Genomic DNA, 23,878 nt, shown 5'->3' with positions numbered 1-23,878 from the left:
GCCGCGAGAGGTCCAGCCGCGCGCTCGCGACAAGCCCAACCGCGCGCTCGCGACAAGCCCAACCGCGCGCCCACGACAAGCCCAGCCACGCCCCACCAGCCAACCCCGCCCCGCCACCACCCCCACCCACCTCACAAACACCCCAAAACAAAACCGGCCCTGCCGCAACGCAGCAGGGCCGGCCAAAAGCCGAAAAACCTCAGAGCCGGTACAACCGCTTCCAGTTCTCGCGGCTCGTGAGCTGCGGCAGGGCGCGCTTGTACTGCGCCTGCACCGCGTGCCCCTCCTTGCGCAGCCGGTTCAGGGTCTTCATCGCGCGCTTGCCCAGTTCGAACATGCGTTCCCGGTCGTACTTGCGCACCCGCACGCCCTCCTGGGACGCGTCGGTCACCACGGCCGTGTCGAAGAGCGCCACGTGCCACCAGTGGGCCTCATCATTGGGCACGGCGCCCAGCGCGAACCGGGACCGGCCGCGCAGCCGGTCGAAGACCCGCTTCACCAGGATCAGCCGCTGCAGCGCGGGCCGCGGCGCGGCGTTGATGATCCCGATGTCGTTGGACGCGATGCCGGGCACCTCGGTGGCGTCGTGACGCTTCGTCTCCGGGTACTGGGCCCGGATGGCTCGAATTTCCTGCATCGCGGCGACACCGCCGTCCTCCAGGATCGACGGGCCCTCCAGGAAGTCCTCGACCGCCTTGATCAGCGTGTGGGTCAACCCGTACTGCATGCCCAGCAGGTACCGCACGACCTGGGCCATCAGCGTCCGGCACACCACGTTCAGGTTGAAGTCACTGTGCAGCGCCGCGGTGATGATCGAGTTGCGCAGGTTGAAGTACCGGTGCCACTCGTCCCAGTCCTTCCAGTGGAAGTCCGCGTGCCAGACACCCGCGCCGGGCAGGGTGACCGTCGGGAAGCCGTGCGCCCGCGCCCGGTAGCTGTACTCGGCGTCATCCCACTGGAAGAAGAACGGCATCGGGTACCCGATGGCCTTGACCACCTCGTACGGGATCAGGCACGACCACCAGCCGTTGTAGCCGGCGTCGAGCCGCTTCTCCTGGCGGTTCGGCTCGCCGGTCTCCTCGTCCACGCCCAGCAGGTCGGCCGTGTGCAAGCTGTGCTCGACCGGCACCCCCGGCTCCAGCTTCTCCAGCCGCGCGTACTCGGCACCCACGTGCAGCTGGTGCGGGTGCAGCAGGTTCAGCATCTGCCCGCCGACGATGACCGGGTTCGCGGCCATGTTCGAAAACGCCGTCATCCGCACGACCAGGTCCGGCTCGAGCAGCACGTCGTCGTCCATGAACAGCACGTTCGCGTGCTCGGTCTCGGTGTGCCCGGCCACCTCGTACAGGCCGCGGGTGAAACCGCCGGCGCCACCGAGGTTCGGCTGGGTGATGTACTTCAGCTTGTCGCCGAGGTCGGCCGCCACCTGCGCGAACCCGTCGCGCGAGTCGACGCGGTCGGTGCCCTGGTCGGCGACGTAGATGGCGTCCAGGGTGTCCAGCGACTGGAGGTCACCGGCCAGCGCCTGCAGGTTCTTCAGGCAGTCGTCGGCGCGGTTCATCGTGCAGATGGTCACCGCGGTCGGCCGGATCTTCTCCGGCGGCTCGACGGTCCACCGCACCCGCTCCACGGTCAGCCGCTGCCCGGCCTGGGTCTCCAGGTCCAGCCACAGCGCTCCGCCGTCGTAGAACTTGTCGATCTTGACGTCGACCGCCACGACCGCCCCGTCGGCGCCCTCGACCTCGCGCGCCTCGATCGTGCGCGGCTCGCCCTCGACGTCGGACGCGCGCACCGCGAGCTGGCCCGCCCCGCTCACGACCGCCTCGACCCGGACCTGGCGCACCTTCGTCCAGCGCTGCCAGTAGCTGGCCGGGAACCGGCCGAAGTAGGTGTTGCCGGACACGCGCGCCGACGGCTCCAGCGTCACGCCGTCGCGCCCGCGGTTCACGACACCCTCGAGCACCTCGGAGTAGAGGTCCTTGGAAACGATGGGCGACGGCCCGGCGTACAGCCCGCGCTGCGCGGTCAGGCGGCCCTGCGGAACGTGTTCGGCGAACGTGGTCTGGTCCTGCATCGCCTGGGCTCCGTTGGTCTTCGCCTTCGCGGGGGCAGGCTGTCCCGCGGCAGTCTTGCCGGCCATCAGTTCTCAGTCCTCCAGGGGAATCCGACTAGCGCCAGCCAAGTTACACGGGTCACCTGTGAAGGAATCACGAGCCGGACTCCGGCGAAACATCGGTCACACCTTGTTCGCGGAAGACAACCCACTTGAGCATCACGAAGTTGATGGCGGTCGCGGTGCCCTGCGAGATCACCCACGCGACGGTCGGCTTGAACGCGAACTCGCCGAGCACGTGCAACATCAGCGCGTTCATGCCGACGGCCACGAAGAAAGTGACGCCGTACAGCAGGACGAAGCCGCCGATCTGACCCTTGCCGTCTTTGCGGCCGCCGGAGAACGTGAACTTCCGGTTAAGGAAAAAGGCGGTCGTGGTGCCGACGATGAAACTGATCGCGCGCGCCACCGTGTCCCACGGAGCGTAATCAAGTCCGATCGCTCGTAACACGGTGTAGGTACCGAGATCGAGCAACGCGCAAAATCCGCCGATCAGCGCGAATCGCACCAACTGGCCGAGCAGGCCCGGGCTCGCCTTCGCGGTCACTGCCTGCTCCTGCGGTTCCGTAGACACCACTGCACTACCTCGCCAGCGTGCGATTTCCAGGACCGGAAAAGTGTAGAAGCGCCTCGGTCAAAGCCGCCCCCCGGGGATGGTTACCCTGGTCCGGGTGAACACGACACCGCATACCGAGCGGCGGACACTCACCGGGTGGGGTCGCACCGCCCCGACCGTCGCAGACGTGCTGACCACGCCGGACGTGGAGACGATCGCCCGCGCGGTGGCGCAGGCCGGCGAGCGCGGCGTCATCGCCCGCGGGCTCGGCCGCTCCTACGGGGACCCGGCGCAGAACGCCGGTGGTCTCGTCATCGACATGACCGCCCTGAACACGATCCACTCGATCAACCCGGACACCGGAGAGGTCGACCTGGACGCCGGGGTGAGCCTCGACCAGCTGATGAAGGCCGCGCTGCCGTACGGTCTGTGGGTCCCGGTGCTGCCCGGAACGCGCCAGGTGACCATCGGTGGCGCGATCGCCAACGACATCCACGGCAAGAACCACCACAGCGCGGGCAGCTTCGGCAACCACGTGCTGTCGATGGACCTGGTGACCGCGGACGGCCAGATCCGCACGCTGACCCCGGAGGGCCCCGAGTCGGAGCTGTTCTGGGCGACGGTCGCGGGCATCGGCCTCACCGGCATCATCGTGCGCGCGAAGATCCGCATGAAGAAGACCGAGAGCGCCTACTTCATCGTGGACGCGGACCGCACGTCGAGCCTGGACGAGACCCTGGAGCTGTTCAGCAACGGGTCCGACCTGAACTACGACTACTCGATGTCGGTGCCGGACCTCATCAACTCCGACAGCCGCCTCGGCCGGGCCACGTTCTCCCGCGGCTCGCTGGCCAAGCTGGACCAGCTGCCGCCGAAGCTGCAGGCCGATCCGCTGAAGTTCGACGCGCCGCAGCTGATGACGCTACCCGACGTGTTCCCCAACGGTCTCGGCAACAAGCTGACGTTCGGGATGCTGAACAACATCTGGCAGCGCACGGTGCCGAAGAAGGGCGCGCGCGGCAAGATCCAGAACCTGACGCAGTTCTACCACCCGCTGGACATGCTCAGCGAGTGGAACCGCGCCTACGGTTCCAAGGGTTTCCTGCAGTACCAGTTCTCCGTGCCGTTTGGCCGGGAGGACGCGCTGAAGGACCTGTGCCGCAAGATCGCGACGTCGGGCCACTACTCGTTCCTGAACGTGTTCAAGCGGATGGGCGAGGGCAATCGCGCGCCGCTGTCCTGGCCGTCGCCGGGCTGGATGCTGTCGGTGGACTTCCCGATCAAGGACGGCCTCGGCCGCTTCTGCACCGAACTCGACGAAGACGTCCTGGCGGCCGGTGGGCGGCTGTACACCGCGAAGGACTCGCGCACCACGCCGGAGACCTTCGCGAAGATGTACCCCCGGCTGGAGGAGTGGCGCAAGATCCGCCAGTCGGTCGACCCCGAGGGCGTGTTCGCGTCCGACATGAGCCGGAGGCTTGAACTGTGATCGACGCTGTTGGCAACCCCCAGTCCCTGCTGCTGCTCGGCGGCACGTCGGACATCGCGCTGGCCATCGCGCAGAAGTACCTCGCGGACGCGCCCGAACTGCGCGTCGTGCTGGCGGCGAGGGCGTCCGAGCGGCGCAAGCTGGCCGCGGAGAAGCTGCGCGCGGCAGGCGCCACGGTGTCCGAAGTGGACTTCGACGCGAAGGACACGGCTTCCCACCCGGCCGTGCTGGACCAGGCGTTCGCGCAGGGTGACATCGACGTGGCCGTGGTGGCGTTCGGCCTGCTCGGCGACAACGAGGAGGCGTGGCAGAACCACGCCACCGCGGTCGAGCTGGCCACGGTGAACTACACCGCGGCGGTGTCGGTCGGCGTGGCGCTGGCGGACAAGCTCAAGAAGCAGGGCCACGGCTCGGTGATCGCGCTGTCCTCTGTGGCCGGTGAGCGCGTGCGGCGGTCGAACTTCGTGTACGGCTCGACCAAGGCCGGCTTCGACGGGTTCTACCTGGGCCTGGGCGAGGCGCTGGCGCCGTCCGGCGTAAAGGTGACGGTCGTGCGGCCGGGCCAGGTCAAGACGAAGATGACCGAGGGCCTGGGCAAGGCGCCGCTGGAGCAGACCGCCGAGCAGGTCGCCGAAATCGCCGTCGACGCGGCGCGCAAGGGCAAGGACCTGGTGTGGGCGCCCGGCGCGTTCCGCGCGGTGATGTCAGTGCTGCGGCACGTGCCGCGACCGATCTTCCGCAAGCTGCCGATCTGATCGGTTCCACGCGAAAGGCCCCGGGCGCTCGAGGTGTCCGGGGCCTTTCACGTTCAGCAGGTCGGAAGCCGCTTCAGTCCAGCGGCTCCAGCAACAGGAGCGGGATCCGGCGGTCGGTCTTCCGCTCCCACTCGAGGTACGTCGGCCAGACAACGACGCCGTACTCCCACCACTCGCGCCGCTCCTCGCCGTCGAGCTCGCGGGCGACGTAGGTCTTCTTGACCGGGCCGTCCTGCAACTCCACCACCGGATGCGCGCGGATGTTGCTGACCCAGCCCGGATTCGCGCGGCCGCCGCCGTTGGACGCCACCGCGAGGTACTTCCCGTCCTTCTCGATCCGCATGATCGGCGACTTGCGGATCTTGCCGGTCTTGGCGCCGACGGTCGTGATCACGATGATCGCGCCGCCGCCGGGCTCGTTCAGGTTGGCTTCGCCGTTGGACGTCTCGAACCTCTCCACGGCTTCGCGGACCCAGTCAGTGGGGCTCGGTGCGTACTCTCCCCCGGAGGGATCACTCATGTCCAGCACAAGGCGGTCGGCGGCCGTGCTATTCCTGCCACCGACGATCAGTAGCGGAAGAAGCGCTCCCGCTGCCCCTGGCGCACCAGCTTGAGCCACTGCACGAACGCGCCCGGGTCGCGCTTCACGCCCACGAAGTACAGGCCGAACCGCAGGATCTCCAGCGCGCCGATCTTGCGCATCCCCGGCTGGGACAGCAGGTAGCCGCGGTTGCGGTAGGTGTAGTAGCGCTTGACCTCGTTCTCCGGGTCCTGCGCGTGGAACCGCCCGCCGAGCATCGGCTTGAACTCGTCCGAACCGTCCGGGTGCAGGTAGGACACCCGCAGCGACGTGCCGAACGGCAGTCCGGAACGGACCAGCCGCCGGTGCACCTCGACCTCGTCGCCGCGCACGAACAGCCGCAGGTCCGGCACCCCGACCACGTCCAGGGTGGACGACCGGAACAACGCGCCGTTGAACAGCGACGCGATGCCGGGCAGGAAGTCGGTGCCCAGCTCCGCCGAGGACCGCTTCCACGTCAGGCCCCGGCGCAGCGGGAACGCCAGCTTCTCCGGCGCGTTGATGTTGGTGACCATCGGCGAGATCTCGGCCAGACCGCGCTTCTCGGCCTCCTCCAGCAGCACCGCCAGCACCGTCTCGTCGGCGGGGCGGCCGTCGTCGTCGGCCAGCCACACCCAGTCCGCGCCCAGCGCGAGCGCGTGCAGGATCCCGAGCGCGAACCCGCCGGCGCCGCCCAGGTTGTGGTGCGACGGCAGGTACGTGTACTGCCCGGGGAACGACTCCACGACGTCCCGCGCCGGCTGGTCCGGACCGTTGTCCACGACCACCAGGTGGTCCACCGGCCGGGTCTGCGCGGCGATGATCTTCAGCGAGTCCGCGAGCAGCTCACGGCGGTGCCGCGTGACGACCACCGCCGCCACACCGCCCGGTCGCATCGGAGCCTGCTCCGGACCGCTCATGTCACTCCCCGCCCTGTACCGCCGGCGCGGCGTCGATCCGCTGCGCGGCTTCCGCGCTGATGTTCTCGAACGGGTCCCGGCCCTTGTACGCGGTGAGCACCTCGCGCAGGCCGCCCCGCATCTTCATCCGGCCCTCGTCCATCCAGATGGCCGTCGTGCACAGCTCCAAGAGTAGGTCGTCGGCGTGCGAGGCGAAGACCAACATGCCGGAGCGGTTCACCAGATCCACGAGCCGGTCCCGCGCCTTGTTGAGGAACGCCGCGTCGACCGCGCCGATGCCCTCGTCCAGGATCAGGATCTCCGGGTCGATGGTGGTGACCACGCCCAGCGCGAGCCGCACCCGCATACCGGTCGAGTAGGTGCGCAGCGGCATCTGCAGGTAGTCGCCGAGCTCGGTGAACTCCGCGATGTCGTCGACCCGCTTCTCCATCTGCTTGCGCGTCATGCCGAGGAACAGGCCGCGGATCATGATGTTCTCGTAGCCGGAGATCTCCGGGTCCATGCCGACGCCCAGGTCGAACACCGGCGCGACCTTGCCCTGCACCCGGGCCAGGCCGCGGGTGGGCTCGTAGATGCCGGACAGCAGCCGCAGCAGGGTCGACTTGCCCGCCCCGTTGTGGCCGACCAGCCCGACCCGGTCACCCTCGCGCAGCGACAGGGTGATGTCCTGCAGCGCCTCGATGATCGGCACCTTCGACTCGGTGCCGATCTTGCCGCCGACCTTGCCGAGGACCTTCTTCTTCAGCGACCGCGTCTTGGCGTCGAAGATCGGGAAGTCGACGTACGCGTTCTGCACATCAATGCTGACCATTGGTCGTTCTCACACCCAGTAGGAGACGCGGGACCGGTAGTTGCGCATGGCGACGAGCGCGAGCAGCCAGCCCACGACCGTGATGCCACCCACGGCGACCCAGCTCCACGGGCTGACGGCCTGCCCGATCAGCGGCGCGCGCAGGATCTGGACGAAGTGGTAGATGGGGTTCAGGTGGATGATCGGCTCCGCCCAGCTGACGCTGCCACCGCGCTGGCCCGACTTGAGCTGGTCGATCGGCCAGACGATCGGCGTCAGGTAGAACAGCAGCTGGATCAGCGAGTTGATCACCTGCGGGATGTCCCGGTAGCGCGTGGAGATGATGCCGAGCAGCAGCGTCACCCAGACCCCGTTGAACGCCAGCAGGAAGAACGCCGGGATCGCGGTGAGCGTGTACCAGCCGATGCCGGGGTGGCAGATGTTGTCCGGCATGCACATGCCGCTCTGCGACAGCGCGTAGTCGTGGTTCAGGCTGCCGAAGAAGATGCCGACCACGACCACGATGACGATCAGGTTGTGCGCGAACATCAGCGTCTGCCGCCACACCGTGCGCAGCGCGTAGACGGTCAACGGCGCGCGGATCTGCTTGATCAGACCCTCGTTCGCGATGAACGTCTCCATGCCCTCGGTCAGGCAGCCGCTGATGAAGGCCCAGACGATGAACCCCGCGCTGATGTAGGGCAGGAACGTCTGGATGTGCATGTTGAACAGCTGCGAGTACAGCAGCCCCAGACCGAGCGCGATCACGCCCTGGCTGATGGTGATCCAGAACGGGCCGATCACCGACCGGCGGTACCGCTGCTTGATGTCCTGCCAGCCGAGGTGGCTCCACAGTTCGCGCTGGCGGAGGCCTTCCTTGATGTCGCCGAACGCGCGCCCGAAGGTGCGGCTGTCCGACAAGGGCGGAAGCTCAGCCGCGCGGGCGAGATCTTCGCTGGTCTGGTCGACCGTGCTGGTGGCTTGCACGGGACCTAGCGTAGCGAGCGGGACACGCGCACTCCGGGCAGGGCGGAGACGCCCGATTTGGCTGATCATCGGGCGAAATCACGCTGTGCCACCGTCCGTGACGGCAGCGTGTGCGTCCGGCGCGTACTCTCGCCCGGGGTGCGCACCCGAAAACGGGCAACCTGGCGAAAGGCCGGCTGAATGACCACCACCACCGAGAAACCCCAGCGCCGCGCTCCCATCCGCGGCTGGGTGTGGACCGCCGTGGCCGCCTTGCCGGTCGCGTTGACGGCCGCGTGGATCGGGCTCGGCCACGACGTCCGGTACGTGCTGGGCGGCCTGGACGTGAGCCCGTTCGGCGCGACCGGCACGTTCGTGCACCGGCCGCTGGCGTACCGCTGGCTGGCCGAGGGGCTGAGCGTCTTCGACGTGGGCTCGGTCGGGGTCGGCGAGGGGCTGGTCCGGCTGGTCGCCCTGGCCCTCACGGCGGGCGCGGCGTGGTGGTTGCGCGCGGGGTTGCGTCAGCGGCTGCCGTCCGGGGAGGCGTCGGCGGTGGCCGCGGCCGTCGGCCTGGCCCTGGCGCTGGCCCCGAACTGGGACTTCCTGCAGCCCGAGTGGGTGGCGGCCGTGCTGGGGACCGCCGCGATCGGGGCCGCGCTGCGGACGTCGAGCCTGCTCGCCGGGCTGCTGCTGGCACTGGCGGCGCTGGTCGGGTACGCCACCCTGCCCACCGCGTTGATCGCGCTCGGCGTGATCGCCGTGCTGGACCGACGGCGCGCGACGCTCGCCGGGATCACCGCCGTGGTGTCCGGGCTCGCGTTGTTCGGGCTGAGCCTGCTCGCGCCGCGGGAGTGGCGGTGGCTGCGGGAGGCGTGGCTGCTCAACGACGGCGCCGCCCGGGACTTCGGCTCGATCGTGCGGTTCGCGGCCAACGAGGCCATGCTCGTGCCGCTGGTCGCGGTGCTGCCGGCGGCCCTGGTGGTGCTGGTGCGCGTGTCCCGGCGGCGCTGGGCCTGGCCGGTGCTGACGGTGCTCGCGCTGGCGCTCGTGCTGGGCGCGGCGGTGGTGCGGGGGCAGTGGTACCAGTACCACCTGGCCGCCTGGGTCCCGCTGGCCGCGGGGCTGTGGGCGCTCGCCGTCGCACGCTGGACGCTCGTGCGCGGCCGCCCGCCGTGGGCGCTGGTCGGGGCGACGGTCGTGGTGCTGTTCGCCGCGCGGGTGTGCCTGGGCGCGTCCTACGCGTGGCGCTCCGGCCACGGCGCGCTCGCCTACGGCCTGCTCGCCGGCCTGGCCGTCGTGGCCGCGCTGGCCTGCGCGTTCGAACCCGGCCGCGGCGGACGGCAGGTGCTGTCGGTGCCGGTGCTGGTCGGGGTGCTCGCGTTGACGGTGCCCATCTTGCCGACGACGCCGTACTCGTTCGACGGCGTCCACGCCGACTACACCAACGCCGGCCGCGTCGAGATCGAGCACAAGTTCACCGAGGAGATGCTGGCCGTCCGCGACCGGATCGGGGCGGACACCCCGGTGGCCTACCTGGCGTTCGGCGACATCGCCTACTTCATGGGCAACCCGACGCCGTGCCGCTACCCGTCGCCGGCCTACCTGCGGCGGGGCATGGACCTGCCGTCGGCGCGGGACACGGCGAGCTACGCGGAGAACCTCGCCTGCCTGTCCGACCCGTCCGTCCGGTACGTCGTCGTCCAGCCGCTCTGGATCGACGCCGCCGGCCTGGTCGAGGGGCGGTTCGACTGCTCACGGGCGATCAGGAACGACGACGTGGTGGTCTGCCCGCGCGCCGACCGGTGATCCGCGCGCGGGCGCTCCGCTACAGGTACTGACCGGTCCCGCTGATCCCCGGCGCCTGGCCCTCCTGGCCGCCGCGCCCGGCAGGCAGCCCGCGGCGCATCTGCTCCAGCTGCACCCGCGCCGCCATCTGCTGCGCGAACAGCGCCGTCTGGATGCCGTGGAACAGGCCCTCCAGCCAGCCGACCAGCTGGGCCTGCGCGATCCGCAGCTCGGCGTCGGACGGCGTGGTGCCGTCGGTGAACGGCTTCACCAGCCGCTCCAGCTCGCTCTGCAGCTCCGGTGCGAGCGCCTGCTCCAGCTCCTTGATCGAGGTCTGGTGGATCTCACGCAGCCGGTCGCGGCTCGCGTCGTCCAGCGGCGCGGCCCGCACCTCCTCCAGCAGCTGCTTGATCATGGTGCCGATCCGCATGACCTTCGCCGGCTCTTCGACGAGGTCACCGACCGACTCCTGGTGCTCGTCGTCCTCCCGCGGGATCCGGGCCGTGCCCACCGGCGAACCGTCCGGGCCCACCACGACCACGCGGTGGGGCTGCTCGTCGGGCGAGGGCGACTCGGAAAACTTCGGCTCCGTCATTGCTCCATCCTGGCTGGTTCGTCGACGCGCTGTGTTCGAGCCTAGCGGTCGCGCCGGCCCGCGGTCGGCGACAGCCCAACCCCGGACGCACTGCGAAACTACTCGTCCGTACGGTGTTGTCCATGGCGTTCGACGTCGCTCGAATTCGTGGGTTGTTCCCCGCGCTGGGTGACGGCTGGATCCACTTCGACGGCCCTGCCGGAATGCTGGTACCCGAACAGGTGGCCTCGGCCGTGTCGACGGCGATGCGTGCCCCGGTCTCCGGCCCGGGCGGCGCGTTCCCGGCGTCCCAGCGCGCGGAGAGCATCGTGACCGCGGCCAGGCGGGCGGTGGCCGATCTCGTCGGTGCCGATCCGGCCGGTGTCGTGCTCGGTTCGAGCGCGGCTGTGCTGTTGCGCCGGCTCGTCGACGCCCTGTCCGAGCGCTGGACCTTGGGCGACGAGGTGGTGGTCTCGCGCCTCGACGAGCAGACCAACATCGCGCCGTGGACGCACGGCGCGAAACGCGTCGGCGCGGTCGTGCGCTGGGCCGAGATCGACATCGAGAACTGCGAGCTGCCGGCCTGGCAGTACGAGAACCTGGTCAACGCCCGCACGAAGGCGGTCGCCGTCACCGCCGCATCGGGCGCGGTCGGCACCCGGCCCGACGTGCCCACGATCGCCGAGTTCGCCAAGCGCGTCGGCGCGCTGGTGGTCGTCGACGCGACCGCCGCGGCGCCGTTCCTGCCGCTGGACATGAACGCGCTCGGCGCGGACGTGCTCGTGGTGTCCGCGCAGGCCTGGGGCGGCCCGGCCGTCGGCGCCCTCGTCTTCCGCGACCCCGACCTGCTGGAACGGCTCCCGTCCGCCTCGCTCGACCCCGGCGCCCGCGGCCCCGCCCGGCTGGAGCTGGGCCCGCACGCGTACCCGTTGCTCGCCGGGCTCGTCGCGTCGATCGACTACCTCGCCGGCCTGGACGACGCGGCCACCGGCTCCCGCCGGGAGCGGCTGGTGACCTCGCTCGGCTCGGCGAAGTCGTACCACGCCGGGCTGCTCGCCCAGCTCAGCACCGAACTGCGCGCGCTGCGGCACGTCATGGTCATCGGCGACGCGATGCGCCGCATCCCCGCGCTGGCGTTCACCGTCATGGGCAAGAAGGCGCCGGAGGTCGCGGAGTACCTGGCCTCGCAGGGCCTGTGCGCGTTCGCCGACCTCGGCACCAGCGGCGTGTTCGCCGCGCTCGGCGTCGGAGAGGTGGGCGGCGCGGTGCGGATAGCGCTCGCCCACTACTCCAACGTCTTCGAGGTCAACCAGCTGGTGCGGGTGCTGGAAGAACTGCGTTAGCCGCGGACCGAGAGCAGCACCTTGCCGAACACGCCGCCCTCCTCGAGGGCCTGGTGCGCCTTGCCCGCCTCCGACATCGGCACGACCTGACCGATCACCGGACGGACCGCGCCCTCGGCGACCAGCGGCCACAGCCGTTCCCGCACGTCCGCGACGATCCGGCTCTTGTCGTCCACCGGCCGCGCGCGCAGCGTGGTCCCGGCGACGCTCGCGCGCTTGGCCATCAGCTTGCCGATGTTCAGCTCGCCCTTCACGCCGCCCTGCATCCCGATGATCACCAGGCGGCCGTTCGTCTTCAGTGCGCTGACGTTGCGGTCCAGGTACTTCGCGCCCATGTTGTCGAGGATGACGTCGGCGCCGCCGGTCTCGTCGCGGAGGACCTCGACGAAGTCCTGCTCCTTGTAGTTGATCGCGATGTCGGCGCCGAGCTGGCGGCAGCGGTCCAGCCGGTCGGCCGAGCCCGCGGTGACCGCGACCGTCGCGCCGAGTGCCTTGCCCACCTGGATCGCGTGGGTGCCGATGCCGCCTGCGCCGCCGTGCACGAGCAGCACCTCGCCCTCGGCCAGGTTCGCGTGCATCACCACGTTCGACCACACGGTGCAGGCGACCTCGGGCAGGCCGGCGCTGGTGATGAGGTCGACCTCGCCGGGCACCGGCAGCAGTTGACCGGCCGGCACGACGACGCGTTCGGCGTAACCGCCACCGGCGAGCAGCGCGCACACCTCGTCGCCGACCTGCCAGCCCTCGACGCCCTCGCCGAGCTCGGCGACCGTGCCCGAGCACTCGAGCCCGAGGATGTCGCTCGCCCCGGGCGGCGGCGGGTAGTTGCCTTGGCGCTGCAGCAGATCGGCCCGGTTCACCGCGCTCGCCGCGACGTCGAGCAGGACCTCGCCGGGGCCCGGCCGCGGATCGGGAACCTCGACCCACTCCAGGTTGTCCGGGCCGCCGGGTTCACGGAGCTTGATCGCATGCATGTGCCCGACCCTATTGCCGGGGTACACCGAATGCACGATTGACCTCCACGCGGATCGGGACAAAAGTGACTCCTCATGTCACTTCGGCCGAAGAGATCCTTCGCCGCCCTGGTGCTGACCGCCGCATTGGCGACGGCCGCCACCCCGGCCGCGATCGCAGCCCCGTCCCCGTTACCCGACCAGCTCGTCAAGAAGACCGACGTGGGTGCCATCAACCGGCACCTGATCGCGTTGCAGCGCATCGCCGACCGCAACGACGGCAACCGCGCCGCAGGCACCGATGGGCACGCCGCCTCCGCCGAGTACATCGCGGGCAAGCTCGAAGCCGCCGGTTATTCGGTGACACGGCAGGAGTTCCCGTTCATCTTCACCGAGACGATCGAGGAGAAGCTGACGGTCAACGGCGCCGACGTGCCGATCACCGTCATGACGTACACGGTGTCCACGCCGGAGGGCGGGATCACCGCCCCGCTGGCCGTGGTGCCGGTCGACGCCACGCCCGGTTGCGAGGTCACCGACTACACCGGCGTGGCCGGCCGGATCGTCCTCGTGTCGCGTGGCGCGTGCCCGTTCGCGCAGAAGCAGGCGGCCGCCGCGGACGCGGGCGCGATCGCGGCGATCATCTACAACAACGAGGCCGGCCCGCTGAACGGAACCCTGGGCGACCCGGCGGCGGCGCGGATCCCGACCGGTGGCATCTCGCAGGCCGACGGGCAGGCGCTGTCCGGGCAGAACGGCGCGACGGTGACGCTGGACCTGCGGGAGTTCCAGGAGCCGCGCACGTCCTACAACGTCATCGCCGAAACGAAGACCGGCCGCAAGGACAACGTCGTGATGGCCGGCGCGCACCTGGACAGCGTTCCGGAGGGCCCCGGCATCAACGACAACGGCACCGGTTCGGCGGCGCTGCTGGAGATCGCGTTGCAGCTGGGCGGAAAGCCGAAGGTCGAGAACGCGGTGCGGTTCGCGTGGTGGAGCGCCGAGGAGTTCGGCCTGGTCGGCTCGACGCACTACGTCGATTCGCTGAGCTTCGAGCAGCAGCTGGACATCGCGCTGTACCTGAACTTCGACATGATCGGCTCGCCGAACGCGGCGTACTTCGCTTACGACGGCGACGATTCCGACGGTGTCGGCGCCGGCCCCGGCCCGTACGGCTCGGCGCAGATCGAGGCCGAGCTGACCGGGTACCTGAACGCGCGCGGTGTGCCGACGGAGGGCACGGACTTCGACGGCCGCTCGGACTACGGCGAGTTCATCGCGGTGGGGATTCCGGCGGGTGGCCTGTTCACGGGCGCGGAGGACGTGAAAACCCCCGAGCAGGCCGCGAAGTGGGGCGGCCAGGCGGGCGTCGCGTACGACCCGTGCTACCACCAGGCGTGCGACAACCTCGGCAACGTCGACCGGGTGGCGCTGGACCGCAACGCGGACGCGATCGCCTGGACGCTGGGCACGTTCGCGCTGAGCACGGAGTCGGTCAACGGGGTCGCGCCCGGCAAGGCGGCGGTGAAGCCGCACCGCGCTCCCGCCGGCGAGGCGAGGGCGCTGGCCGCGGCGTGACGCGTGCGCTCCGCCCGGCCGTGCGCCGGGCGGAGCCCGTGGCGCGTCAGCCCAGGTTGTTGGTCCCGAAGGTGTCGCACCGGGCGGGGTCGCCGGTCTGGAAGCCGGTGGTGAACCACCGTTCCCGCTGGGCGGACGTGCCGTGCGAGAACTGGGACTCGTCCACCTGGCCGCCGCCGAGGTTGGACTGGATGTAGTCGTCGCCGATGCGGGACGCGGTGTCCAGGGCGCGGTCGATGTCGTCCTGGGTGACCTCGGTGATCAGCGGCCGCCCGGTCGACGACGGCGTGGTCGTCGCGTGGTTGGCCCACACGCCGGCGTAGCAGTCGGCCTGCAGTTCGAGCCGCACGGAACCGGAGGTCGGCCCGGTCTCGTTGCCGACGCGCCGGGACGTGCCGAGCAGGTTCTGCACGTGGTGGCCGTACTCGTGGGCGAGCACGTAGGCCTCGGCGAACGTGCCGCCCTGCGCGCCGAAGCGGGTCTGCAGCTCCTGGTAGAAGGACAGGTCGATGTAGACCTCGGAGTCGGCGGGGCAGTAGAACGGGCCGACGTCGGAGGTGGCGCTGCCGCAGCCGGTGCGCACGCCGCCGCTGAAGAAGTTCGTCTGCGCGGTGCGGTAGGTGCGGCCGGAGCGGGCGAACTGGTCGCTCCAGTAGTCCTGGATCGAGTTGACGATCGCGACGATCGCGCAGTCGTGGTTGGAGTTGGCGTCCGCGCCGGTGCGGCACTCCTGCGCCAGCGACCCGTTGCTGACCTGCTGACCGGCGCCGAGTTCGCCGAGGCTGCCCGCGCCGCTCGGGCTGACCCCGCCGATCTGGGAGAGCACGAAGTAGATGATCACGCCGACGATGCCGAGCCCGCCGCCGCCGAGCGCCACCCGGCTCCCGATGCCGCCACCGCCGCCGCGGAGGTCGTCGACCTCGGACGTGTCCAGCCCGGCGCCTTCGTCAAACCTCACCGCGTACTCCCTCACAAAAGCCTGGGTGCGGACTCCGCGAGTCCGCACCCAGGATTACCGAGGTTGTCAATTGTAATCAGCGGCTGACCACGTCGCGGGCCGGCGAGGAACTCTGCTGTGCGGACACGGAGACCGCACTGAAGCAGGTTCGAGTTCGCCGTTGTGCGCAAGCGATGGTCGAGGCGCATCGAGATGGAAACCCGTTGCTGCTCACAGTCACAGCCGGACTGGGTTCACCGCATCCCGGCTGTGGGTCCACAGCTGCATCCGGTAGTCAACCGCGAGGAACTTCTCGTCATTGAACCACCTGACCCTCTCCCGGCGGACGGCCCGACGGGCCACACCCGGGTAGTGCGTCCCCGGTCCGGTGACCGATCCACCGTTGTCTCCAAGCATGCGCCTGTGCGCACGAATCCTCAACCGGTGCGCCGTCCCTCGTTGGTTGGTAATCGCAGTTCGGCGCTACTGTTCCGGACATGGGTGAAGTCCGGTGGCTGAGCGAGCCGGAGATGTCGGCGTGGCGCGCGTACATCGTCGCCACGCTGCGGCTCCGCCAGCGACTGCACCGGGAGCTGGCCGCCGCGCACGACGTGTCCCTGACGGACTACGAGGTGCTGGTGTGCCTGGAGATGGCGCCGGAGCGGCGGATGCGGATGTCCGAGCTGGCGACCACGATGGGGTCCACGAAGAGCCGGCTGTCGCACCAGATAGCGCGCATGGAGGCCGCGGGGCTGGCCCGCCGCGCCCCGGACCCGGACGACAAGCGGGGCGTGGTGGCGGAACTGACCCCCGGCGGCGAGGCGCTGCTGAAGGAGGCGGCGCCCACGCACGTGGAGGGCGTGCGGGCCCACCTGATCGATTTGATGACCCCGGAGGAGCAGTCGGTGCTCGCGAGGGTCTTCTCCCGGGTCGACGAACACCTCGAAGGCCTGGGCGGCTGAGCCGCTACCCTGAGCCTCAGGGAAGCGTGGCAGAGCGGCCGAATGCACTCGCCTTGAAAGCGAGCGTCGGGCAACCGACCGGGGGTTCAAATCCCTCCGCTTCCGCGTCTGTCGAGCAGGCACTATGCCGGGTGACGCCGCCCCGGCGTAGGCCTGCGCGCGCCTTCACACCTGGTAGCTGAGGTCCGTCGCGGTGAGGGAGCTGGGGCGCAGTCGGAGCCAGACCGTTCCCCGCTCGGCCGGGTCGTCGTGGAGGTACCGCCGGAACCGCTCGTCCCAGCGGGTTTCGTCGGCTCCCAGGTAGCGGCTGAGCTTGCGACGCCCCCTCGGGACGTCGAACGGCAGCACTGCGGCCTTCCCGCGCGCGATCACTTGCCGGACCTCGCCGGTCGCGATGTCGCACCGTCGGCCCGCTGGTGGCGACGTGAGCGGTGAGCGGCCGCGCGAGAAAGGCGTCGATGTCGAAGTCGGGCTCGGTCATCCGCGCGTCCTCACTTCGCCGGTCGCCAGAGCAGCGCCACTCCGTGCCCGGGCAGCAGCCAGGACCGCACGTCCAGATCGCTCAGCTCCTCCGGCTTCAGCCACCGCGCCGACGCCGTGTTGGAGCGGAACGTGAACGGCACCACCCGGAATTCGAACGCGTCCCCGCCCTCGATGTCCAGCTCCTTGGCGGACATGGAGATCCGTTCGACGTAGCACGGGTACGGCGCCTGCCAGTAGCAGTAGCCGTCGTCGATGCGTTGCAGCGCGGTCGCCCGCATCGACAGGCGCTCGATCGCGGCCACCGTGTGGTCGTCGCCGGCGATGTCGGACAGGTCGCACTCGAAGATGCGCAGGTCGGCGAGGTGGTCGAGGGTGTTCTGGCGGGGGAGCGGGCCCATGTTGGTGCGGAAGAACGTCAGGTAGTCGGCCCACTGCTGGTACTTCACCTCGCGCAGTTCCAGCTTGCTCGACGACGCCACGTGGTGCCTGCCCTCGCCGTCGAGGTACTCGATCCGCAGCCGCACGGACGGCAGCATGTCGTCCACCGAACTCTCGAACAGCGAGCTGTCTGGCACGAACCACAGCTCGAACAGCGGCAGCTGGCATCCGGCGCTGATGGAGTCCCGCAGCAGCGCGTTGCACGTCGCGAAGATGATGAACCGGTCGACGTGCACGTTCTTCTTGAAGCTGTAGGTCACCGCGGTCGTCAGGTGGTAGATCTCGTGGTCCACCGCGCTCAGCTCGAACGTCACGCCGGTGTGGGTGCTGATCGTCAGGTCTCCGCCGAGCGGGCGCAGCCCCTCGCCGCCCAGCACGCCCGTGACGACGTCCCGGTTGGCTTCGTTGTCGCCGTAGATCGAGTGCAGGAAGGTCTCCATGACCTGCTGGGGGAGCAGCGCCTCGACGATCCGCGGGCCGGAGATCCGCGCCATCTCGGTCACCAGCCAGGGGTGCACGAACAGCTCGTACCCGCCGATCGCCGCGCCCGCCACGACGACCAGGGGGAACACCGCCTCCAGGACGTCGTGCAGGGCGGTCGGCCACCCGGGAGCCGCCCGCCAGGACACGACCGTGAGCAGCGCGGCGACACCGGCGAGGACCAGGACGAACGCGAGACGAAGGACCGCCGGGCGTGGTTTCGGGCGCGTATCGACACCAGGCCGCTGTTTCTCCCCAGCTGTCACAGCCTCTCCGCCCGGTTCGAGAGAACCCATGATCGGCGGAGAGGCCGCGACGGCGAAAGCGGCCGATAGGCTTAATTCACTCCCGGTGCCAGCGTGGCTCGTCCTCCAGTGCGTAGGTCGTGAGCGTGGCCCGCTCGCCGGGCGGGGTGCCGGTCTGCGCCACCAGGTCGCTGTACAGACCGAGCAGGTGCGTGGCCATCGCCGCGCGGGCGCCGCCCTCGTCGCGGCGCTTGAGGAACCACGTGACCTGGTTGTGGTCGTTCGCGGAGCGGACGTGCACCTCGGAGCTGCCGTAGCTGTTGCGGCGGTAACCGCGCAGCTGGGGCACCAGCGACCGGTACAGCTGGTCCAGCAGTTCGTTGTGGCTGGCCCGCACCACCGCCGAGTGGAAGTCCTCGTCGGTCTGCAGCAGTTCGTCCTTGTCGTCGATGGACGCGGACTGGTGCAGCTTCGCCAGCTTCGCGATGTCGTCCAGCTCGCCCTGGGTCGCGCGGGTCGCGGCCAGGCTCGCCGCGGTCGCCTCCAGTGCGATCCGGACCTCCATCAGGTCCGCGTCGCTCACCCGACGGTCGAACACCAGCGGCTCGTCGTGCTCGGACACGTCGGTCGACCGGACGTACCAGCCGCGGCCCCGCATCACCTCGACCACGCCCTGGAGCTGGAGCCGCTGCAGCGCGGTGCGCAGCGAACTGCGGGCCACCGCCATCCGCTGAGCCAGTTCCGGTTCCGTCGGCAGCCGGTCGCCCGCCTTGAACTTGCCGCTGCGGATCAGCGACCTGATCTTGTCCTCGATCAGTTCGGGCAGCGGCTTGCGCGTGTTCGGTGAGAGAGCCCAGCTCTCGTCATCCATCGTCAACCTCTCGCGAGCTCTTGGGTCCCCGAGCTTCCGAAGACCATAACGCCAAGCTGATGCCAGACGCAAGTTGTCTGTCAGGTGTAGTCACTTGACAGACAACCGACAGCGCCGCGATCATACAACTGCCATCGAAGGTGAGCGGGCGGGCCACCAGCCGGACCGCCACCTGGCCAGTGAGGAGGTGTTCGCTGTGAACTCGGAATCTCTGTTCGCTGTGATTTTCTTGGTAGCTCTCGGGGTGACCATCATCGGGTGGCGAACGGTCATCGTGATGACCCTGACGGCGGGTTTCGTTCTGGCGGTGCTGGGGTTCGCGCAGCTCGTCTCGTTCCTCGGAACGGGCGCGTAAGCGTGGACGACAGGGGGCGGCTCCGTCTGTTGTCTGACAGCCGCCCCCGGTGTGGGGGCCAGACCGCCTGGTTGTACTCTCGCGCGGTCCTTGGCTGTTCCCCTCCTAGCGGAAGAAGCCGGCGCTCGGATGTACTCCAGACCTGCCTGGCCGGATGCCACCACCGTGCACGCGGCGCTGGCGCCCGCCCACGCGGTGATCGAGGAGCGTCGCGCGCTGTACCGGCTGGGGCTCGATCTGCTGGCTCCCGGCCACGACTCAGTTCCGGTCGCGCAGCTCGACAACCCCCTGTTCCGCTTCCGGATCGGGGAGGCACTCGCCGGCCGTCTGCCCTACGTGGACGCCGACGACGAACTCGGTCCGATCACGACCGAACTGCCGGCCGGCCCGGTCTCGATCCGGGTGGCCACCGCCGCCGAGGCCAATGACCACCTCGCCGAGGCGATGCGGGTGATCCAGACGCAGAGCCTGCCCGGTCGCCGCCCGCCGCGGCTGCTGACCGGCGACGACGAAGCGCTGGCCACCGTGGCCGCCGGTCTGCGCAAGGTCCGCGAGATCAGCCCGGCGCTGGCCGACGACCTGCTCGCGCACGTCGGCCTGCTGGTGGTCCTCGATCCGGCGACCTCCGGCGGCCTGATCTCCGCGTCGTCACGGCTCTTCCCCGGACTGGTCCTGATCGACCGGCCGTCGTCGCCCTACGAGGTCGCCGAGGCGATCATCCACGAGGGCGCCCACGTCAAGCTGTTCGACTTCGCCATCACGCGGAGCTTCCTCGGCGCCGATCCCGCGCAGGGCCGGGTCTTCCGGCCGTCCTGGTCGTCGGCCGCGTGGCCGGTGGAGCAGGTCATCGCCGCGTTCCACGCCTACACCTGCCTCGCCCAGTTCGCCCAGGACGTGGAGCGGCACGGGGAAACGCCGCGGCTCGGCCCGGATTCCCTGCTGCCCCGCGCTCGTGAGCGCGCCACCGAAATCGGCCGCTGGCTGCTCGGTGAAGAGGACGCGCTGGAATTCGACGCCAGGTGGCTGCTGCACACCTTGATGTGTGATGAGACTGGACCCGAACAACTGTCTCCGGTCACCCGTCCGGTGCCGCCCGGCCACTACGCGCTGGACCCGCTGGTGCGGCTCGCCCGGATGGAGGCCACCGGCCGGGTGCTCGCCGGCCGTCCTGGCGACCCACCGGAATTGCACTGGCTCGACGGGGAAGCGGCTGATCTGGTCGTCGAGCTTAGCCAGGCCCCGGCGGGGAAGTCCCTGTCGGAAATCGGTGCCGAACGTGCGACAGTCCTCGGCGCGCTGGTGGAAGCGACCTTGGTTCGTGCCACCCCGCGCGGAGGAGTACTGTCCTCTTCGGACGGAACATTTGCGTCGGAAGGAAACTGATGTCAGTCCAGTGGGACCCTCGCCGGAGACACGAAAACCGGCCCGGCGAAACGATGGCTCCCCGGCCGGAAAACGGGGTTGTTTCCCCGAATCCGGGCCTCGGCCGTCAGCCTTACGGTCAGCCGATCACGCGAGTGGATTTCTTCCGCCGCATGCCCACCGGCGGCACCGCCTACCTCAAGCCCGCCGACTCCAACGACGACTGAACCGGCCGGGCTCGTCAACCAGGCGAGCCCACAGCCTCGTGACGAACGGCCTCAGATCGTCCCGTTCGCCATCGCTTCGCAGCTGCGCAACACGACTGCCGCGGCGCGACGCTCCCCGGCGCTCAGCTCCGGGTTCTCCGCCTGGTCCCGCCACCGGCGCACCGCGGGCAACACCTGGTCCGGCCCGAGCCGCGCGGCTCGGGAAGTTCCGCCGGCGCCGAGCAATCTCAGCGCTTCCGCTTTCAGCTCCGCCGAAAAAGACGTCCGTCCGGTTTGCAGCGCGGCCACCAGCCGCAGCTCCCGGAAATCGTGGGCGCCCGCCAGCAACCGCTCTAGTTCGGCCGCCAGCCCGGCCGCGGCGGGGCGCGGTTCCATGCGCAGCACCACTTCCAGCCCGATCAACGCAGACCGCGCCTTGAGCACGTCCCGCCGCGCCACGAAGTACCCGTCGATCGCCTCACGCAGGTCGGCCAGGCCGCTGCGCGGCACGAGCTGACCAGCCAGCGCCGGCAACGTGTCGGCGCCGCGGCGGATCAACGTCAACGCCAGCCGCACGCCGAAGATCCCGAACCGCGCGAGCAGCGTGGCGCGGTCGGACGCGGCCACCGGCGCAGGGAACTCCGCCGCCGCGAAGCGGTCCGCCGACAGCAACCGCGGTTCCAGCTCCTCCCGCGGCACGGCTGCGAGCGCGCGCAGCACCGCGAACTCCGGCTCGGTCAGGGTGCGCGCCGCCGCGGCGAGCAGCCCGGCCACCGGCACGACGTCCTGGCACAGCCCGGCGACCTCCGGCGCGACCCGGTACCGGCGCGCGACCTGCCGTGCCGAAATGACGGCGTCCACCCGTCCGCCACCGAGTTCGTCCGCCCGCGACAACACGATCAGCGCGTTGACGGCCGCCGCCCGCGCGACCGGGTGGTCCTGCAGCGTGTGCAGGAACGACAGATCGGCTCCGGACGGGCGCCGCACGAGGTAGAGGACCGCGTCGGCGTCCATGCAGATCCCCTCGATCGTGCTGGGCGCCGCGCCGCCGTCGATCGCCGGGGTGTCCATCAGCATCAGCTCGTCCTGCGACCGACCCGGCGAGGTGCGGAACCAGGTCATCTCGCCCTGCGGCTGCTCCCCGGCCAGCGCGGCGAGCAGCGTCGACCGGCCCGATCCACGCGGGCCCACGACCGCCAGCCGCAGCGGGTCGTCGAACCGGGTGAGCTGGCGCTGCAGCCAGCTCGTCGCCCGCGGGCTGTCCTGGTAGACGTCGAGGGCCTCCTGCAGGACCGCGTGCGTCCTCGCGGCCAGGCTCACGCCGTGATTCCCCGCTGCGTGGGCAGCTGCGCCGGGGTGGCCAGGGCCTGGGCGCGGCGGCGCAGCACGTTCAGCTCCTCCATCATCCGCCGGATCTCGTTCGCCCGGACCGTGCGGCGGGTCGTGTCGTCGTCGATGGCCTGCTTGAACGTCTTCGCGGTCGCGCTGATCTCGCCACGCAGCTCGTCGGCGACGCCGTTGAGCCGGTCACGCAGCGCGCGGTGGATCTGCCGCGCGGTGTCCTTGCTGTGCTTGCCGTAGCGCAGGAAGAAGTCGTCGACGTACCGGTGCGCGGCGGTCTTCGCGGCGTGCTGGCGCCGCTTGAGCCGGTTCCCGCGCTCCTCGAAGACGCTCTTCGCGCCGAAGGCGGCACCCGCGCCGAGCGAGATCGGGTTGATCAGTGGCAGGCCCGCGATCGTGGTCGCGAGGCCGAACATCAGCAGACCGCTGTACGACCCGCGCATCCCGACGAACAGCTTCTGCCCCACGCTGAACCGCTCGACCCGCGGCATCCGCAGGTCCCCGACCGCGTCACCGGGCACCTCGCGCGGCAGCGAGTCGGGCAGCGCGTCCTCGCGGTGCGGCGTGACCTGCCGCGCGATCTTGCGGGCGATCCACTCGAACCGGTCGAGCAGCCACTCCGAGTTCGTCTCCGCGACCGTGGTCAGGTTCTCCCGCAGCCACTCCTCGAACTCGGGCCACGTCTTCGCCGGGTCGGCGGTTTCGAAGTACTCGTCGACCTCGACCAGGATCTTGCGCGTCCGGTCACGCAGGTCGAACTCGACGTCCGAGATCAGGTCGGACACCTCGTCGGACAACAGCGTCTGCCAGCGGTTCGCGTCCCGCTGCAGCTTCTCCAGGCGTCGCCCGGCGGCGTGCCACCGCGCGACCGCGTCGCCGTTGTCCGGCTGCTGCGTCGCGGCGAACTCCTCGGTCAGCTCGTTCTGCAGCGCCTCGACGGTGGTCGTGCTCAGGGCGGCGACCGAGCGCCGGGCCAGCAGGTCCGCCTGCCCTGGCAGGTCCTGGTGCAGGCACTTGACCAGCTCGCCGAACCCGGACTCGGCGTTCAGCGCCTGGTCGCCGGTGCGGGCCGCGGCCAGCCGCAGCGCGGCGGACACCGGGATCAGCGACGCCATCAGCCCGCGCTGGTCGAGCCGGTTGCGGTTGCGCTGCGCGACCGTCCGCCACCCGGGCACCAGGTCGATCTTGGTGAGCACCACGAGCACCGTCGGGCACAGCCGGACGACCTGCTCGAGCAGCTGGATCTCCGACGCCGACAGCTCGCTCGTCGCGTCGGTGGCCATCAGCACGGCGTCCGCGGAGTCGACGGTCTCCATCGCCGCCCGCGGCGGGGTGTCGACCAGCGCCAGCCCGCCGGCGAGGAGCGCGCGGGGCAGGCCCACCTCGGCCCGGACGACCGGTGGACCGCTCACAGCGACCGCTTCCCGATTGGCCTGGCCGGTCACCGACTCCACCGGCACCGGCTGCCGCGCCGGGCCTTCGATGGCCCGCGGACCGGCCGTGACGACGGCCGCCGTGGGCGTCTCGGCGTGCGTCACGACGGCCGGGACCGTGGTCGTGGCGTCCTCGCCGACCGCGCACACCGGGGCGTTGACCAGCGCGTTCACCAGCTGGCTCTTGCCCTGGCCGGTCTCCCCGATCACGACGACCCGCAGCTTCTCGTCGAGCAGCTGGGCTCTGCGTCTGCGGATGCGATCGGCCAGGTCCGGGCGCCGTTGGGTGGCGCAGACGTGGGCGGTGTCGTCCAGTACGTCGAGCCAGGGTGGTGCGAGCACGCGGAGGAGTGTGCCGTGTCGTGACCAAAACGTGAAGCGGCG

23 protein-coding genes and 1 tRNA gene are annotated in these 23,878 nt (G+C 70.2%); 10 read left to right on the top strand and 14 right to left on the bottom strand.

Translation table 11 applies throughout. The annotated features are described in order from the left end of the window. Positions 1–199: 199 nt before the first annotated feature. Positions 200–2,140: a glycosyltransferase gene (locus L2C96_RS27210; protein WP_237338268.1), complete on the bottom strand. Its 1,941-nt coding sequence runs from the start codon at positions 2,138–2,140 to the stop codon at positions 200–202. Positions 2,141–2,207: 67 nt separating this feature from the next. Further along, the gene (locus tag L2C96_RS27205) at positions 2,208–2,690 is read right to left on the bottom strand and encodes a GtrA family protein (RefSeq protein ID WP_237338267.1); all 483 of its coding nucleotides are present in this window, start codon (positions 2,688–2,690) and stop codon (positions 2,208–2,210) included. A 76-nt stretch (positions 2,691–2,766) separates the two neighbouring features. On the opposite strand from L2C96_RS27205, the gene dprE1 reads away from it, so the two are divergent. Then, positions 2,767–4,158, top strand: coding sequence for a decaprenylphosphoryl-beta-D-ribose oxidase (gene dprE1 / locus L2C96_RS27200; protein WP_051079482.1), 1,392 nt, complete (start codon positions 2,767–2,769; stop codon positions 4,156–4,158). Continuing rightward, complete coding sequence (gene dprE2, locus L2C96_RS27195) at positions 4,155–4,913, top strand: decaprenylphospho-beta-D-erythro-pentofuranosid-2-ulose 2-reductase (protein WP_237338266.1); 759 nt, start codon at positions 4,155–4,157, stop codon at positions 4,911–4,913. The genes dprE1 and dprE2 overlap by 4 nt, the downstream gene beginning before the upstream one ends. Before the next feature lie 73 nt (positions 4,914–4,986). Here the strand turns inward: dprE2 and L2C96_RS27190 are convergent, their stop codons facing one another. Genes L2C96_RS27190 through wzm form a run of 4 tightly spaced genes read right to left on the bottom strand, consistent with a single transcriptional unit; the run spans position 4,987 to position 8,169 of the window. Continuing rightward, positions 4,987–5,433 (bottom strand): nitroreductase family deazaflavin-dependent oxidoreductase, encoded by a 447-nt coding sequence (locus L2C96_RS27190; protein ID WP_237338265.1) that lies wholly within the window; start codon positions 5,431–5,433, stop codon positions 4,987–4,989. Between the two features lie 47 nt (positions 5,434–5,480). Further along, a complete protein-coding gene (gene glfT1 / locus L2C96_RS27185) occupies positions 5,481–6,392 on the bottom strand; it encodes a galactofuranosyltransferase GlfT1 (protein WP_237338264.1) in 912 nt (303 codons plus the stop codon). Between the two features lies 1 nt (position 6,393). Next, positions 6,394–7,203: a galactan export ABC transporter ATP-binding subunit Wzt/RfbE gene (gene wzt / locus L2C96_RS27180; protein WP_017986208.1), complete on the bottom strand. Its 810-nt coding sequence runs from the start codon at positions 7,201–7,203 to the stop codon at positions 6,394–6,396. Between the two features lie 9 nt (positions 7,204–7,212). Further along, positions 7,213–8,169, bottom strand: a complete 957-nt coding sequence (wzm, locus tag L2C96_RS27175; RefSeq protein WP_020416462.1) for a galactan export ABC transporter permease subunit Wzm/RfbD — start codon at positions 8,167–8,169, stop codon at positions 7,213–7,215. A 180-nt stretch (positions 8,170–8,349) separates the two neighbouring features. On the opposite strand from wzm, the gene L2C96_RS27170 reads away from it, so the two are divergent. Next, positions 8,350–9,954: a hypothetical protein gene (locus L2C96_RS27170; RefSeq protein ID WP_237338263.1), complete on the top strand. Its 1,605-nt coding sequence runs from the start codon at positions 8,350–8,352 to the stop codon at positions 9,952–9,954. Between the two features lie 19 nt (positions 9,955–9,973). On the opposite strand, the gene L2C96_RS27165 is transcribed toward L2C96_RS27170, so the two are convergent. Beyond that, positions 9,974–10,528 (bottom strand): bacterial proteasome activator family protein, encoded by a 555-nt coding sequence (locus tag L2C96_RS27165; RefSeq protein ID WP_020416463.1) that lies wholly within the window; start codon positions 10,526–10,528, stop codon positions 9,974–9,976. A gap of 122 nt (positions 10,529–10,650) precedes the next feature. Between L2C96_RS27165 and L2C96_RS27160 the strand changes: the two genes are divergently transcribed. Beyond that, positions 10,651–11,850: a cysteine desulfurase-like protein gene (locus L2C96_RS27160; protein WP_027935623.1), complete on the top strand. Its 1,200-nt coding sequence runs from the start codon at positions 10,651–10,653 to the stop codon at positions 11,848–11,850. Here L2C96_RS27160 and L2C96_RS27155 read toward each other — a convergent pair. Beyond that, positions 11,847–12,824 carry an NAD(P)H-quinone oxidoreductase gene (locus L2C96_RS27155; RefSeq protein WP_020416465.1) on the bottom strand — a complete coding sequence of 326 codons (978 nt, stop codon included), beginning with the start codon at positions 12,822–12,824 and terminating at the stop codon, positions 11,847–11,849. The genes L2C96_RS27160 and L2C96_RS27155 overlap by 4 nt on opposite strands. Before the next feature lie 75 nt (positions 12,825–12,899). Between L2C96_RS27155 and L2C96_RS27150 the strand changes: the two genes are divergently transcribed. Beyond that, positions 12,900–14,381, top strand: coding sequence for a M28 family metallopeptidase (locus L2C96_RS27150; RefSeq protein ID WP_020416466.1), 1,482 nt, complete (start codon positions 12,900–12,902; stop codon positions 14,379–14,381). Positions 14,382–14,427: 46 nt separating this feature from the next. On the opposite strand, the gene ypfJ is transcribed toward L2C96_RS27150, so the two are convergent. Continuing rightward, the gene (ypfJ, locus tag L2C96_RS27145) at positions 14,428–15,339 is read right to left on the bottom strand and encodes a KPN_02809 family neutral zinc metallopeptidase (RefSeq protein ID WP_020416467.1); all 912 of its coding nucleotides are present in this window, start codon (positions 15,337–15,339) and stop codon (positions 14,428–14,430) included. Between the two features lie 476 nt (positions 15,340–15,815). On the opposite strand from ypfJ, the gene L2C96_RS27140 reads away from it, so the two are divergent. Together L2C96_RS27140 and L2C96_RS27135 are read left to right on the top strand one after the other, a co-directional pair. Then, positions 15,816–16,280, top strand: coding sequence for a MarR family winged helix-turn-helix transcriptional regulator (locus L2C96_RS27140; RefSeq protein ID WP_020416469.1), 465 nt, complete (start codon positions 15,816–15,818; stop codon positions 16,278–16,280). A gap of 20 nt (positions 16,281–16,300) precedes the next feature. Next, positions 16,301–16,385 (top strand) — tRNA-Ser (locus L2C96_RS27135). Between the two features lie 60 nt (positions 16,386–16,445). On the opposite strand, the gene L2C96_RS27130 is transcribed toward L2C96_RS27135, so the two are convergent. The 3 genes from L2C96_RS27130 to L2C96_RS27120 form a co-directional block, all read right to left on the bottom strand. Further along, positions 16,446–16,652, bottom strand: a complete 207-nt coding sequence (locus L2C96_RS27130) for a hypothetical protein (RefSeq protein WP_237338262.1) — start codon at positions 16,650–16,652, stop codon at positions 16,446–16,448. Between the two features lie 119 nt (positions 16,653–16,771). Beyond that, positions 16,772–17,947: a hypothetical protein gene (locus tag L2C96_RS27125; RefSeq protein ID WP_237338261.1), complete on the bottom strand. Its 1,176-nt coding sequence runs from the start codon at positions 17,945–17,947 to the stop codon at positions 16,772–16,774. Positions 17,948–18,023: 76 nt separating this feature from the next. Beyond that, positions 18,024–18,797, bottom strand: a complete 774-nt coding sequence (locus tag L2C96_RS27120) for a FadR/GntR family transcriptional regulator (RefSeq protein WP_017986219.1) — start codon at positions 18,795–18,797, stop codon at positions 18,024–18,026. Positions 18,798–18,891: 94 nt separating this feature from the next. On the opposite strand from L2C96_RS27120, the gene L2C96_RS27115 reads away from it, so the two are divergent. The 3 genes from L2C96_RS27115 (at position 18,892) to L2C96_RS27105 (ending at position 20,741) form a co-directional block, all read left to right on the top strand. Further along, positions 18,892–19,152, top strand: a complete 261-nt coding sequence (locus L2C96_RS27115) for a hypothetical protein (protein WP_237338260.1) — start codon at positions 18,892–18,894, stop codon at positions 19,150–19,152. 129 nt (positions 19,153–19,281) lie between these two features. Continuing rightward, a complete protein-coding gene (locus L2C96_RS27110; RefSeq protein WP_237338259.1) occupies positions 19,282–20,535 on the top strand; it encodes an aKG-HExxH-type peptide beta-hydroxylase in 1,254 nt (417 codons plus the stop codon). Beyond that, positions 20,535–20,741 (top strand): hypothetical protein, encoded by a 207-nt coding sequence (locus L2C96_RS27105; protein WP_237338258.1) that lies wholly within the window; start codon positions 20,535–20,537, stop codon positions 20,739–20,741. Before L2C96_RS27110 ends, L2C96_RS27105 begins: the two co-directional genes overlap by 1 nt. Positions 20,742–20,792: 51 nt before the next feature. Here the strand turns inward: L2C96_RS27105 and L2C96_RS27100 are convergent, their stop codons facing one another. Next, entirely contained in the window at positions 20,793–22,040 is a 1,248-nt protein-coding gene (locus L2C96_RS27100) for a P-loop NTPase family protein (protein WP_020416474.1), read from the bottom strand. Next, positions 22,037–23,836 carry a dynamin family protein gene (locus L2C96_RS27095; RefSeq protein ID WP_237338257.1) on the bottom strand — a complete coding sequence of 600 codons (1,800 nt, stop codon included), beginning with the start codon at positions 23,834–23,836 and terminating at the stop codon, positions 22,037–22,039. Before L2C96_RS27095 ends, L2C96_RS27100 begins: the two co-directional genes overlap by 4 nt. Between the last annotated feature and the right edge of the window lie 42 nt (positions 23,837–23,878).

The sequence above is a fragment of the Amycolatopsis tucumanensis genome, from assembly GCF_021654135.1.
GTDB classification, from domain to species: domain Bacteria; phylum Actinomycetota; class Actinomycetes; order Mycobacteriales; family Pseudonocardiaceae; genus Amycolatopsis_E; species Amycolatopsis_E tucumanensis.
Note: the sequence above shows the minus strand (reverse complement) of the source record. Positions and strands in the feature narration are given on the sequence as shown.